This is a genomic window from Billgrantia montanilacus (assembly GCF_003336675.1).
Classification (GTDB): domain Bacteria; phylum Pseudomonadota; class Gammaproteobacteria; order Pseudomonadales; family Halomonadaceae; genus Halomonas; species Halomonas montanilacus.
In genome coordinates this window covers 216200-229732 of record NZ_QPII01000001.1, presented here as the reverse complement: position 1 = coordinate 229732, position 13533 = coordinate 216200, and the positions used below count along the sequence as shown (strand labels likewise).

Here is a 13533-nt window from a genome sequence, read left to right as displayed (position 1 = left end):
GGACCCTCATGTCAGGTCATGGGCAGGCCCATAAGGTGCTGGTACTCTGAGCCATGTTCCCCTGAGACGAACCAACGCATCCCGAAGAAGAGATATGCCCATGAAGCCGGTACGCCGGGAGAAGCGCAACGTGGCCATACTGGTCACCAGCCAGGCCCTGTTCATCATCGCCATGGTGACAGTGATGACCCTGAGCGGGGTGGTCGGCCAGCAGTTGAGCACCGACCCGGGCCTGGCCACGCTGCCGATCGCCATGATGATGCTGGGCACGGTGGTCTCGACCCTGCCCGCCTCGCTCTACATGAAACGGGTGGGCCGGAGACGGGGGTTCATCACCGGGGCGAGCCTGGGTGGCGTGGGCGGTGGGCTGGTCAGCTTCGCTGGCATCGCCACGGGTTCCTTCTGGCTGTTCTGCGCCGGCAACCTGCTGCTCGGCCTCTACCAGGGGTTCGCCATGTACTACCGCTTCGCCGCAGTCGACGTGGCCAGCCCGGCGTTTCGCAGTCGGGCCATCTCCTTCGTCCTGGCCGGCGGCGTGGTAGCGGCCTTTCTCGGACCCTGGAACGCCAGTGCCGCCAAGGAGCTGATCGCTGGCGTGCCCTCTGGCGGCCCCTACCTGGTGATCGCCACCCTCGCCTTGCTGGCCATCGGCATGCTAAGCCAACTCAGGGTGCCCCCCAGCGGCGAGCCACTACCCGGCGAGCGTTCTCGTTCCATGGCGGCCATCGCCGTCCAACGGAGCTTCCGGGTGGCGGTGCTTGCCGGCGCCGTTGGCTACACCGTCATGACCCTGGTGATGACCGCCACCCCGCTGGCCATGCGCGCTCAGGGCTTCGAGATGGGCCAGGTCGCCTTCATCATGCAGTGGCACGTGCTGGGCATGTTCGCCCCCTCTTTCATCACTGGCAGCCTGATCGCGCGCTTCGGCGTGGACCGTATCCTGCTGACGGGGGCGGCGCTATTGGCCGGTTCAGCTGCGGTGGCAGTCATGGGCCTCAGCATCGCCCACTTCTGGATATCGCTGGTGCTGCTGGGTATCGGCTGGAACTTCCTGTTCGTGGGCGGCAGCGCCCTGCTCTCCTCTGTCCACAACGAAGCGGAACGCGGCAAGGTGCAGGGCATCAACGACCTGGTCATCTTCTCGCTGGTGGCCATCGGGGCACTGTTGGCCGGGCAACTACTCCATCGTCTGGGCTGGGAAGCCCTCAATCTGGCGATGTTGCCCCTGGCGCTACTGGTGACTCTGGCCACGCTGTGGTTCCGATGGAGCACAGCGCGGCAACCGGCGGGCACCTCCTCGAGTCCAACCGAAAGCTAAGGACACTGCGGCCATGCCAGCCCCAGTGTCTTGGGATCACACAGGGAGGTAAGACCCCTTCAACCCCTTGATCCGGATACCCTGCGCCCCCGGCAGGACCATCAGTCGCCTGCCAGCCGCGACAAGGCGAAGCCGGCAATGGCGGTGTCCTGTACCCCGGTGCCCGTCAGGTCGCAGACGGTGATCGTTGCCTCCGAAAGGCGCAGCTTCTGCCCATCGGCGATCACGCGGCCCAGCTCGTGAATCTTGAACGGGACCTCACGACCGGCAAACGCCTTGAGCTCGCCGTTGTTCTCGCTCTGTGCGCGGGTATCACAGACGAAGGCGTCGGCACGGGTCAGTACCGACTCGTCGAGTTCGCGCTTGTCGGGGCTGTCCGAGCCCATGGCGGTGACATGCACGCCCTCGGGCAAATCCCGGGCGTGCAGCAGTGGCTCCCGGGACGGGGTGGCGGTGACGATGATATCGGCCTGATCACAGGCGGCGTGAACGCTGTCGTGCATATGCACTTCCAACCCTTGCTCACGCATGTCATTGGCATAGGCCTCGGCGCTTTCGCTGCGCCGGGCCCAGATATCGAGAATGTCGATGTTGCGCACCAGGCGCAGCGCCTCTACCTGACGATGCGCCTGCTCGCCGGCACCGATCACTGCCACGCGGCGACTGTCCTCGCGGGAGAGATGCTTGGCGGCAATGGCCCCGGCCAGGGCGGTACGCACCATGGTCAGGTAGCCTTCGTCGAAGAGCACGGCCTCCACCAGCCCCGTCTCGGCCGAGAAGACCATCATCAGGCCGTTGAGGCTCGGCAGGCCGCGACTGGGATTGTCGAAGGAGCCGGTACTGACCTTGATTGCGTAACGCTCCCAGCCCTTGATATGAGCCGTCTTGACGTCGACCTCGCTGTTGAACTCCTCCATGGACATGGAGAGGATCGGGGGCTGCACCGCCTCGCCCCGCCCCAGGGCGGCGAAGCCCGCCTCGATCGCCGACATGGCCGCGTGGTCGATGCCGACGACCGCTGCGATAGCGTCGCGCTGATAGAGCTGCATGAAATCCTCCTGTTCGCCTGGTTCCAGGAGCCTGTCGGATTTGACCTCAGCGTTAAGTCCGACAGGCTCCTACCCTATCGATTGGCTATTTTCCGTGCTCGGTCAAAGGTTTCAAGCGATACACCGTTGCCGGAGAGGATCAGCGCCACCCGCTGTCCTTGCACATCGATCCGATGCTCCGCCATGGCCGCCAGGCCGACCGCGGCGGCCCCTTCCACCAGCAGTTTCTCGTGCTCGAGGATATCGACCATGGCATGGGCGATGGCCGGCTCCGAGACCTGGTAGTGGTCATCCATGACTTCACCCACCAGGGCCAGGGTGCAGCGATTGTCGAGACCGATGCCGCCGCCCAGAGAGTCGCCCAGGCTCTCGACCTCCGCCACCTCGACGGGGCAACCCGCCTGCAGGCTTTCCCACATGGCCGCCCCGCGAGCCAGGCTGACGCCGGTGATCCGGGTCCCGGGGCGTATGGCCTTCACCGCAGCACCAATGCCGCCCAGCAGGCCGCCACCGGAGAGCCCGACGATCACACGGTCAAGATCCGGTGCATCCTCCATCAATTCCAGGCCGATGGTACCCTGGCCGGCCGCGATCAACGGGTCGTCGAAGGGCGGGACCAGGATCATGCCACGCTCGCGCACCAGGCGCTCGACCTCGCCGAAGGCCTCATCCTGGCTCTCGCCCACCCGGACAACCTCGGCGCCCAGCGTCTCGATGGCGGCCACCTTGTTTGCCGGCACTAAATGCGACAGACAGATCGTCGCCGGCACACCAAGGCGAGCCGCGGCAAGCGCCACCGCCCGGCCATGATTGCCGGTGGAGGCCGTGGTCACACCCGCGGCCAGGGCATCGCGGCCGCAGCGGTCGATCAGCGCCGCGATCATGTTGGTGGCACCGCGCAGCTTGAAGGCGCCGCTCGGCTGGCAGGTTTCCAGCTTCAGGTAGATGTCGGCATCGAAGCGGGCGGAGAGCGCCGTCGAGTGGATCAGCGGCGAGCGTACCACCTGGCCGGCAATGCGTCGGCGCGCCTCGTAGATCAGGGCTGGCGTCACCCCATGGCGTGGCAGCATGGTCACCCCTTTCACTCTTTTCGGGACAAACGCGGAACCGGGCCACAAGGGCCCGGCTGAGATACTGACTGGGAGTATAGGAAATATAGCGATCCCTGCCGCGGAAACCCACGGCAGGTGCCGGTATCAGCCGACCGACATGGTCGCCTTGACCACACCCTCGCGGACCAGCTGGTCGGTGACCTTGTCCACGGCACGCCGGGCGCGGGCGACGATCTCGTCGACTTCGGCACGGGTGGTGGTCAGCGGCGGCGCGAAGCCCAGGATATCGCCCTGGGGCATGGCGCGGGCGATCAGGTTCTCGTCCAGCGCCGCCGCAGCGATGCGCGGACCGACCTTGTGCGCGGCATCGAAGTGCTGACGCCGGGTCGGGTCGACGGAGAACTCCAGCGCGGCCAGCATGCCCACGCCACGCACGTTGCCCACCACCGGATGGTCACCGAAGGCGGCCTGCATCTGCTGCTGCAGGTAGGCGCCGGTCTCGGCGGCATTGGCAGTGAGCCCTTCGCGTTCGATGATGGCCAGGTTGGCCAGGCCCGCGGCACAGCCCAGGGCGTGGCCGGAATAGGTCCAGCCGTGGCCGATGGGGCCATACTCGCCGGTGCCCTGCTCGAGTACGCGCCACACGCGGTCGCCGACGATCACGCCGGAGAGCGGCTGGTAGGCGCTGGTCAAGCCCTTGGCCACGGTGATGAGGTCGGGCTTGATGCCGTAGTAGTGGCTGCCGAAGTCGGCGCCGATCCGCCCGAAGCCGCAGACCACCTCGTCGGCGATCAGCAGGATATCGTACTTGGCCAGCACTGCCTGGATCTCCGTCCAGTAACCTTCCGGCGGCGGCACGATACCGCCGGTCCCCAGCACCGGCTCGCCGATGAAGGCGGCCACGGTGTCGGGCCCTTCGGCCAGGATCATCTCCTCGAGCTTGCGCGCACAGTGCTTCGAGAATTCGTGCTCGGACATCCCTTCCAGTTCCGCTGCGCGCTGGTAGTAGAACGGCGCCTCGGTATGACGAATGGTGTCGATGGGCAGATCGAAGTGGTCGTGGAACGCCTTGAGCCCGGTCAGCGAGCCTGAGGCGATGCCGGAGCCGTGGTAGCCGCGCATGCGCGAGATGACCTTCTTCTTCTGCGGCAGGCCACGCACGTTATTGTAGTAGCGCACGATCTTCAGCTGGGTCTCGTTGGCATCGCTGCCCGACATGCCGTAGTAGACCTTGGACATGCCGGGGCCAGCCAGCGCGAGGATCTTCTCGGAGAGCGCGATTTGAGGCTCGTTGGAGTGGCCCACGTAGGTGTGATAGTAGGAGAGCTCCAGCGCCTGCTGGTAGATCGCCTCGGCCACCTCGGTGCGCCCGTAGCCGATGTTGACGCAGTAGAGCCCGGCAAAGCCGTCGATGAACTCGCGGCCGTCCTTGTCGACGATGTGAATGCCCTTGCCGCCGGTGATCACCCGGCCCGGGGCGTCGCCGTGGGCGAAGTCGCGCAGGTGAGTGGAGGCGTGGAAGGTCACCTTGCGGTCACGATCGATCAGATCCTTGTGCTGCTGGCTCATGCGGTTCTCTCTTTTCTCAGGGCTCCCCGGCTCCGCCGGGGAGAATGTTCACAGGACTCATTTCTGGGTGTACATCGCCGCCATGCGACAGCTCGCGATGCCCTCGGACGAAACCCTGAGGCTTCGCTTGCAGCTTGCGCGTCGAATCGGAACAAGGTCCCTCTTGCCGATTCTCGATCGACATCCCTGTCGATCGCCGCGCGCCGCTACGCTTGCCTCAGCGCCCTCGGGTAGATATCGCTCGATGTCGCATCCCGGCTGAGTGTTATTTGCTAGCTTCCGGAGACCGACCCCAGGCCGCCGAGGCAGTAATACTTGGTCTCCAGGTACTCGTCGATACCGGTAATGCCGCCCTCGCGGCCGAGGCCGGACTGCTTGACGCCGCCGAAGGGTACCGGCGGGCCGGTCATCTTCACCGAGTTGACGCTGACCATGCCGAACTCCAGCGCCCGAAGCATCTTCCAGATGCGACGAATATCATGGGTATAGACGTAGGCCGCCAGGCCATATTCGGTGTCGTTGGCCATTTCGATCACCTGGTCGTCGTCACTGTACGCGGTAACGCCGGCCACCGGTGCGAAGTTTTCCTCGCGCCATACCTGCATATCCCGAGTCACCCCGGTGAGCAGCACCGGCATGAAGAAGTTGGGCCCCGGCGCCTGATTCTGGTCGCCGGCAACCAGCCTGGCGCCCCGGGAGATGGCGTCGTCGACGATGGCGGCGGCCTTGTCCACCGCCTGGCGATGGATCAGCGGCCCCAGGTCGATCTCGCTCTCCAGGCCGTTGCCCACGGTCAGCGCCGACATGCGCTCGACGAAATGCTCGACGAACTCGTCATGGATCGACTCGTGCACCAGGATACGGTTGGCCGCCAGGCAGTCTTGGCCGGCGGTCTGGAACTTGGCCGCCACGGCGGCAAAGGCCGCTTCCTTGGGGTCCATGTCCGGCGCGACGATAAAGGGCGCGTTGCCGCCGAGCTCCATGGAGAGCCGCTTGACGGTGCCGGCGCTCTGCTCGATCAGCAGCCGCCCGACCCGGGTGGAGCCGGTGAAGGATAGCGCCTTGACGCGCTCCTCGGCACACAGAATCTTCGACACCTCGGGGGCATCGCCGAGCACGACATTGAAGATGCCCGCCGGGATGCCGGCACGCTCGGCCAGCTCGGCCAGCGCCAGCGCCGAGAAGGGGGTCTCGCCGGCCGGCTTGACGATTACCGGGCAGCCCGCCGCCATGGCAGCGGCGGCCTTGCGGGTGATCATCGCCAGCGGGAAGTTCCAGGGCGTGATCAGCGCGGCAATGCCAACAGGTTCCTTGAGTGTGCCCAGCGTCGCATTGGGGATGTGGCTGGGAATGGTCTCGCCGAAGGTGCGCTTGCCCTCCTCGGCGAACCAGCGCACGAAGCTGGCGCCGTACTCGACTTCGCCGCGGGCGTCGGGCAGCGGCTTGCCCTGCTCCAGGGTCATGATGGTGGCCAGGTCCTCGCGGTTGGCCTGAATCAGGTCGTACCATGCCAGGAGACGCTCGCAGCGCTCGTCGGCACGCAGCGCCCGCCAGTGAACGAAGGCAGCCTCGGCGGCGTCCACGGCTTCACGAATCTGATGGGCTTCCAGCCAGGGGATATGGCCGATCGCCTCGCCCGTGGCCGGATCGAACACGGCCTCCTCGCGGCCGCCTTCGCCGTGGGTCCACTTGCCATTCACATAGGCGTACTGGCGGAACAGGCGCGGATCATCGATTCGAGCGGACAGCGTCTTGGACAGTTTCATGGGCACCTCCCCTGACACCGGCGCGTACTACCTGGGTCTTGGCCGGCGATGACAAATATGGCGGGCAGCCAATGGCTGCCCGATGTCTACAGGGTAAGGGCTAAGCGGGATCAGTACTTTTCGATCACCATGGCTCCCGATACGGTTTTTTTTGTCGTGACGGGCGGAAATGCCGTTTTTTCTGCGCCCCGCCCAGGAGTCTCAGGGAAGCGCTGAATAAATTGGCGAGCGAGGTGAAGCGCAAGGCGCACGGAGCACAGGAACCGGAGCCTATGGGGTATAGGTGAGGATTCCGCGCACCGCGCAACGCAGCGATTTGCCCGCGCAGACATTTATACAGTGTTTCCTCAGCTGTCGGGAGGCTCGCTCAATGCTTCCTCGGTAAACACCAGCAGGCCCAGCTCCGGCCGATAGCCGTGGATCTCGGTGACATCCAGCGCCTGCAGGAAGTGAAGAATCCCCTCGCTGACCACCTGCCCCGGCACCAGTACCGGGAAACCCGGGGGGTAGGGAATCACGAAGCTCGCCGAGACCACATCGCGCCCCGCTCGCATCTGGCCCTGCAGCTCGCCGTTGTCGAAGCGCAGGTACTCGGTGTTCTCCTCGTCGTAGCTGAGGAAATAGGCCCGACGGATGTCCCCTTCCGGCGTGGCGCTCTCGGCATCGGGGCGAAAGGCATCGTGAAAGCGGCTGAAATCGGGCAGCGGCGGCAGCTCCTGGGTCAGGGAGTGGACGCGGTTCTCGATGATCTTGCGCTCCGGCCGGCTGCTGTCCTCCCATAGATTGTCGAACTCCTTGGCCAGCTTGATCAGCACATCCAGCAGATAGGCGATCGAGCCCCGGGTGGTGCCGATGTTGGTCATGAACAGCACGGTGTTGCGCGAGGTCTTGTTGATCTGGATACCGTACTTGTTCATCAGGAATTCGTTCTTGAAGGTATCGCCATCGACCCCGGTCGCGCCGATGGCGATGGTGATGCGGCTGGGGTCGACCACGAATTCGTCTCGGGCCCAGGCTTCCTCCATCTTGTTCCAACCCGTCACCGGGTCGTAGTAGGACTCGACGCCGGACTCGCGGTACTCCGCCGGCACCATGTCCTTGTTTTTCAATACGCGGAAGTACTTCTGCAGCAGCGGGTGGCTGTAGAGCTGCTCGCGCAGCGACAGCGCCGCCTCGACCTGGGCGTGGACCAGCTCGAAGCCCTCCATTTCCGCCTGCATGCGCCCCACATCCAGCGACGCCACGATCTGGTAGTTGGGCGAGGTGGAGGTATGGGTCATGTAGGCCTCGTGGAACGGGGCCTCGACCTTCTGCCGATAGTCCTGGTCGAAGACGTGGATCATCGAGCCCTGGCGCAGCGAGGTCAGGGTCTTGTGGGTGGAGTGGGTGGCATAGGCGCGGATACGCACCTGATCCGGGTCGGGCATCAGCCGACGCTCCAGCCAGGTGGCGTCGTCGTCCGGATCGAGTTCGTCGAATTCGGCCTTCCAGGCCGCGTACTCTTCCCGATACTTGTCGCTGCGGTAGCGCTCTCGCAAGGTGCGTGCTGCATTCATGGCGGTGCGCGGCCGATAGGTGGGATTGAAGGAGGCGAAGGCGAACCACGCCTCGTCCCACAGGAACACCAGGTCCGGCTTGATCGCCAGGCACTCTTCCATCACCCGGCGTACGTTATAGACCACGCCGTCGAAGGTGCAGTTGGTCAACAACAGCATCTTCACCTTGTGCAGCTGGCCCGAGCGCTTGTAGCCCAGCAGGGTCTTCTTGATGTCGTGCAGCGGCACCGCGCCGTACATCGAATAGTCGTGCAGCGGATAGGAGTCGAGATAGCTGACGTGGGCACCGGCCAGCACCATGCCGTAGTGGTGAGACTTGTGGCAGTCTCGGTCGACCAGCACGATATCCCGTGGCTTGACCAGGGCCTGGACCACGATCTTGTTGGCCGTGGAGGTGCCGTTGGTGACGAAGAAGCTCTGCCGAGCACCGAAGGCCCGGGCCGCATACTCCTGGGCCTTCTTGATCGGCCCGTAGGGCTGCAGCAGCGAATCAAGCCCGCCGGAGGTCGCCGAGGTCTCGGCGAGGAAGATATTGATGCCGTAGAAGTCGATCATCTGGCCGGCCCAATGGGAGCGGGTCACCGACTTCCCCCGGGAGATGGGCATGGCGTGGAAGACCCCGGTGGGCTTCTTGCTGTATTCGCGCAGGGCATCGAAGAACGGCGTGCGGTAGCGGTTGTCGATGGCCCGCAGGATGGTGTGGTGCTGCTCGATGTAGTCGGTCTCGCGATAGAAGATCCGGTTGAAGTAGCGGATATCGCGACTCGCCGTGGCCTCGACGTCGCCGCTGGTGACCAGGAACTGATCTATCTCCGGGCGCAGTTCGTGAATCATCGAGCTCAGCAGGATACTGCGCTCGGCCTCGGTCTGGTTCTCCAGCTCCTTCTCCGACAGCCCCTCCAGGTAGTTGCGCAGCGCGCTGAGGTTGTACTTCGACTTGTAGGGAAACTCGTAGCGGATCAGGCAGGCCTGGATATTGGGGTTGACCAGCACCGCGATCAGCGCATCCTCGAAGCTGCGCACGGTGACCACGTCGTAGACGAACTTGTCCTCGGGGCGACGCATGTTGCGGAAGGCCTCGCGCACCACCTCCTCCTCCTGGGGAGAGAGGTTGTCGACGATCAGCAGCTCGAAATAGGGCTGGGCGGCACTGTTGGAAGCCGGATGGCCACGCCGCAGCTGGGCCAGGGCATCCAGGGTTTCCAGGTCTTCGGCATTGGCGTCGCTGTCGCTGAGATCGACATGGCGACGACGGTAGGATTCGCTGATCAGCGCACGAACCAGGCGCTTGACCACCTTCTCCAGCAATACGTATTCGTCGCGGTCGAAGAGCGACCAGAGATGCCGAAAGTCCTCCTTTGAGGGGAAGGCGTGGTAGTCCTCGATGATCTCCAGCCGGGTGAGCTTGACGTCGATGGCCTTTATCAGGTTCTTCGCCCGGCTCTCATCGTTGAGCTTGACCAGGATGCCCAGGTCCCGCTTGAGGGCGTTCCAGGTATCGGCTCGCAGCTGTGAGATCTTGTGGTAGAAACCCAGCGCCGTATAGGCCGTTTCAGGCACCGTATAGGACGATTCGGATTGACTGGTCTCTTGCATGACGACACCCCATCCCGTTCGTTATTGATTGTTGTCGACCGCCTGGGCAGGTACCCGGCGAGACTCAGCCCGCATTAAGGCCGCGTGCGCCGTAGCGCACGGTCAGCTGTTGCTCCGGAAAGTGATCGAACGACAGCTTCAGCCACATTCCCGGCCAGTGATACTGAGCGTGCCCGTCCCGGGGCCGGTAGACCGCGGTGTAGACGGTCCCCAGCCCGCGCCGGTAGTCGTGGCGAAACAGCGGCGGCGAGAAGAAGGCCGAGACCAGGCGCTCCTCGGTGGTGCTTTCATCGTCCACCAGGATCGACAGCTGGCGCTCGCGGATCAGAGTCTCGGAGGCCAGGGCATGGGCATACCACTCGATCTTCTTCTGGTGGTTGGTGGCCACCGGTACGCGGCGAATGCTGGCGCGCTGGTCCGGGGCGATCATCGCCGTGACATAGCGGCCGGCGGCATCGGCCACGGTAATGTTGTAGGCCATATGCGTCGGCACCCGGGCCAGCACGGCGGCGGCCTCGGGCACCGTATCGCAGAACTCCAGGATGTAGCGCAGGATGATCGGCGCGCCGAAGCCCTCCCCCACCACCTTGCGGCCGCCGAAGGCCAGCGATACCGAAAGGCCCCTGTCATTGATGCCATCGAGTACCCCCCAGAGGCAGTCGGACATGGCAATGACACCGCGCCCGTTCCAGTTGGTGTAGAGAATGGTCCCTTCGCAGAGCTCTGGTGGGTAATCGTAGTTGCGCGCCAGTACGGTGGTGTCGTTGCGCGCCAGCACCGCCTGGGAGCAGCCGGTGATATAGGGAGGCGGCCGATAGAGGCTCAGCAGCCGCGCGGCAAGGTCGCCGCCGCCGGCCAGGGCGCAGAGTGCCCGATAGGTATCCAGCAGCTCCGGCATATGCTGGCTCAGGGCGTTGTAGCAGGCCAGATAGGCCGGTCGCTCACGCTCGCCCTCGGCCAGGTACCACTGCTCATAGGCCGGCCAGTGGTAGTCGAACAGCGACTGCCACTTGACGCCCGGGCTCTCCTCGCGGACGGTGCGGAAAATCAGCGTCTTCTCCATATCAGGCATCCGCGCCACCCCAGGGTGGCGCCGCTTCACTCCGCTCAGAGAATCTTGAAGTTGCCGCCACCGACGGCATGACTGACGGCCACCTCCTCCACCACCGGGTCCTGCAACGACTGGCCGGCATACTGGCCGCGAATGCCGTCGATCCAGGCATGGGCGCGCTCGGTGAGCTGGAAATCGTCGTCCATCAACCGACCGCGGGTGATCAGGATACCGAGGTCCGCCCCTTCGTAGCGGAAGTCGCCGGCGCCGCTGATGCGCAGGAAGAAGCCTTCCTGGTCATTCTCGGCGGCGTGGGGGTGATAGCTGTAGTGGTCGTAGCCGATGCTGCCGTCCTCGGCCATCTTCCACACGCCGGTACGCGGGGCCTGGGTGAGCAGGTCGACGCTCTCGTCGGTGTGCTTGATCACCAGTTGGCTCCAGCTGTCGACGCTGTCGGGGTGCGACCAACGCTCGTTGATCTCCTCGATATCGAGATCGAAGTCGAGATCCGAGAACTCCAGCAGGTGGAAGAGGAACAGTGGGATATCGGAGTGGGCGAAGGCGGCCACGTTGGTCAACGAGCTGGCGCCGGTCACCCGCGGATTGAGTTCGCCCAGATAGACTTCGCCATTGTCCATGTCGATCAGGAAATCGAGTTCGAAATAGCCACGGTAGCCCTCTTCGCGAAGCGCCTCGCCGAACTTGAACGTGTATTCACGGGCCTTGTCGCGCACTTCCTGACTGAAGGCGCCAGCAAACATCTCGTTGCCACACCAGCCCCCCTTGTAGGGGGTCAAGGTCTTGAAGCCCACCAGCTCGGTCATCAGCGGACCGACTACGGTACCGCAGCGGGTGGCACAGGCCTCGATCGCCGAGCCACGGCAGTTGATGCGCTTCATGATCTTGACCTCGGGCTCGGCCTCGATCTCCTCGGCATACTTGTAGTAGTCCTCCTCACTGGCGATGAAGAAGGTGGTGTGACCGGAATCGCCAAAGGCGGTCTGCACCACCAGGTCGTCACCGAGTTCACGACTCACCTCGAGCAGCTCCTGGTAGCTGCCGACCTTGGCCAGCACGTTGGGCACGCTGGGCACGCCGGCCTTGTTGCCGATCCGCACCGTCTCGATCTTGTTGTCCATGCGCTGCCGGAGTGCCGCGGGGGGGAAGGCGACCCGCAGCCCCAGCTGCTGGCAGACTTCCTCGGTATGCTCGTCGAACATCAGGAAAGCCGCCACACCGGCGTTCTCGCCATCGGCCCGCGACTGAATGAAGTCGATGACCTCCTTGTGCTCGAGCAGGTAGTTGTTGATGTCCTCGATGCTCTCGAAGTCCCGGGGGAACTTCTCCTTGGGCACGAAGACATTGCGCTGCTGCCCATCGAAGCAGTCGATGTAGTTGATGTGGCGAAAATTGCCCACCCAATCGCCGATGCCGAGCAGATTGAAGTTGGTGGCGGAGATGAAGTAAATCGGCTCCTTGTTGCTGAGAAAATGGCGGCGAACGTCGGCAATGGTTGTTATTTTGCGCATTTTTGTCGCTCCATCAGTGGAGGAACCCGCCGTCGGGGTGGGTCCGGTAGACGGCGGCGGGATAAAGCCCGCCGCCGGAGCCTGGCCGAACAAACGGCGCAGGGCACGAATCAGGGTCTCCAGCATGCACTCTTCCGTGTCTCTTGGTACCGTCAGTACTCCTCAACGTCGGCTCGCAGGGGCTTGGCCAACGGTCCCAGGGTATCCAGGAACGCAGTGGAACCGTTCTCGCTACGGTATACCGAGAAGTCGACCCGGCGGTCGCGGAAGCTCTTCAACGGCTGGCCGAGACCGCGCAGGCCGGTTTCGCGCTCGCGACGCACACGGTTCATGTCTACCTCGATGGGCATGATCTCCTCGCCGGTGCCCGCCTGGTGAATGACGTCGCCGGAGGGGCCGACCACGATGGAGCGCCCGTTACCGAGGGCGCCGGCGCCATTGATATCGAAGAAGTAGCACTGGTTGACCGCCGCATTGGTCCGCGCGATGGAGAGTTCGATATCGCGGTCGATGGTATCGGTCATGGTGGGATGAAGGATCACCTCCGCTCCCATGGCCGCCAGGGTGCGGGTGGTCTCGGGGAACCACATGTCGTAACAGATCGATACCCCGAAGCGGCCCACGTTGGGCACGTCGAAGGTCACGAACTCGCTGCCGCTCTCCACACCCGCCTCGTAGGGCAGGAAGGGGAACTGCTTGCGATAGCGGGCCACGACATGGCCATGGGGATCGATCACCGACAGGGTGTTGTAGACGCTCTCGCCGACCCGCTCGAACATGGAGCCGGGAATCAACCAGATACGGTGCTGCTCGGCCAACTGGCAGAACATCGCCTCGGCGGCGCTGGGCATCGGCTGGGCATGGTGCGGTGACGCCCCCAGTGGCATCAGCTCACTGAACAGCACCATCTGGACCTGAGGGAAGCGGCTCATCAACACGTCGACACGGTGTCGCATCGCTTCGGTATTGTCGCCGTGGTGCAGCGCATGCATCTGCACACCGGCAATGGTGAAATAGGACATCGTCGCTCGTCTCCGTAGGCGATCT

The 13533-nt window shown here is 64.2% G+C and carries 9 protein-coding genes; 1 reads left to right on the top strand and 8 read right to left on the bottom strand.

Annotated elements, in window-relative coordinates:
* Positions 1 to 100 precede the first annotated feature (100 nt).
* On the top strand, positions 101 to 1318 hold the full coding sequence (locus DU505_RS01050; RefSeq protein ID WP_220250308.1) for an MFS transporter: 1218 nt from the start codon (positions 101 to 103) through the stop codon (positions 1316 to 1318).
* A gap of 101 nt (positions 1319 to 1419) precedes the next feature.
* On the opposite strand, the gene DU505_RS01045 is transcribed toward DU505_RS01050, so the two are convergent.
* The 8 genes from DU505_RS01045 to DU505_RS01010 form a co-directional block, all read right to left on the bottom strand.
* A complete protein-coding gene (locus DU505_RS01045) occupies positions 1420 to 2367 on the bottom strand; it encodes a cyclodeaminase (RefSeq protein ID WP_114477134.1) in 948 nt (315 codons plus the stop codon).
* A 74-nt stretch (positions 2368 to 2441) separates the two neighbouring features.
* Positions 2442 to 3437 carry a hydroxyectoine utilization dehydratase EutB gene (gene eutB, locus DU505_RS01040; protein ID WP_114477449.1) on the bottom strand — a complete coding sequence of 332 codons (996 nt, stop codon included), beginning with the start codon at positions 3435 to 3437 and terminating at the stop codon, positions 2442 to 2444.
* A gap of 126 nt (positions 3438 to 3563) precedes the next feature.
* On the bottom strand, positions 3564 to 4988 hold the full coding sequence (locus DU505_RS01035; RefSeq protein WP_114477133.1) for an aminotransferase: 1425 nt from the start codon (positions 4986 to 4988) through the stop codon (positions 3564 to 3566).
* A 272-nt stretch (positions 4989 to 5260) separates the two neighbouring features.
* A complete protein-coding gene (locus tag DU505_RS01030; RefSeq protein WP_114477132.1) occupies positions 5261 to 6754 on the bottom strand; it encodes an NAD-dependent succinate-semialdehyde dehydrogenase in 1494 nt (497 codons plus the stop codon).
* A 347-nt stretch (positions 6755 to 7101) separates the two neighbouring features.
* Positions 7102 to 9906: an aminotransferase class I/II-fold pyridoxal phosphate-dependent enzyme gene (locus tag DU505_RS01025; RefSeq protein WP_114477131.1), complete on the bottom strand. Its 2805-nt coding sequence runs from the start codon at positions 9904 to 9906 to the stop codon at positions 7102 to 7104.
* Between the two features lie 64 nt (positions 9907 to 9970).
* Positions 9971 to 10969, bottom strand: coding sequence for a C45 family autoproteolytic acyltransferase/hydrolase (locus tag DU505_RS01020; RefSeq protein ID WP_245947728.1), 999 nt, complete (start codon positions 10967 to 10969; stop codon positions 9971 to 9973).
* Positions 10970 to 11013: 44 nt separating this feature from the next.
* On the bottom strand, positions 11014 to 12486 hold the full coding sequence (locus DU505_RS01015) for a biotin carboxylase (protein WP_114477129.1): 1473 nt from the start codon (positions 12484 to 12486) through the stop codon (positions 11014 to 11016).
* 152 nt (positions 12487 to 12638) lie between these two features.
* Positions 12639 to 13508: a carbon-nitrogen hydrolase family protein gene (locus DU505_RS01010; protein ID WP_114477128.1), complete on the bottom strand. Its 870-nt coding sequence runs from the start codon at positions 13506 to 13508 to the stop codon at positions 12639 to 12641.
* Between the last annotated feature and the right edge of the window lie 25 nt (positions 13509 to 13533).

Excerpts from the sequence above, each read along its gene's own strand:
- DU505_RS01015 (WP_114477129.1), bottom strand. The coding sequence starts at position 12,486 with ATGCGCAAAATAACAACCATTGCCGACGTTCGCCGCCATTTTCTCAGC.
- DU505_RS01020 (WP_245947728.1), bottom strand. The coding sequence starts at position 10,969 with ATGGAGAAGACGCTGATTTTCCGCACCGTCCGCGAGGAGAGCCCGGGC.
- DU505_RS01035 (WP_114477133.1), bottom strand. The coding sequence starts at position 4,988 with ATGAGCCAGCAGCACAAGGATCTGATCGATCGTGACCGCAAGGTGACC.
- DU505_RS01010 (WP_114477128.1), bottom strand. The coding sequence starts at position 13,508 with ATGTCCTATTTCACCATTGCCGGTGTGCAGATGCATGCGCTGCACCAC.
- DU505_RS01045 (WP_114477134.1), bottom strand. The coding sequence starts at position 2,367 with ATGCAGCTCTATCAGCGCGACGCTATCGCAGCGGTCGTCGGCATCGAC.
- DU505_RS01050 (WP_220250308.1), top strand. The coding sequence starts at position 101 with ATGAAGCCGGTACGCCGGGAGAAGCGCAACGTGGCCATACTGGTCACC.
- DU505_RS01030 (WP_114477132.1), bottom strand. The coding sequence starts at position 6,754 with ATGAAACTGTCCAAGACGCTGTCCGCTCGAATCGATGATCCGCGCCTG.
- DU505_RS01025 (WP_114477131.1), bottom strand. The coding sequence starts at position 9,906 with ATGCAAGAGACCAGTCAATCCGAATCGTCCTATACGGTGCCTGAAACG.
- eutB (WP_114477449.1), bottom strand. The coding sequence starts at position 3,437 with ATGCTGCCACGCCATGGGGTGACGCCAGCCCTGATCTACGAGGCGCGC.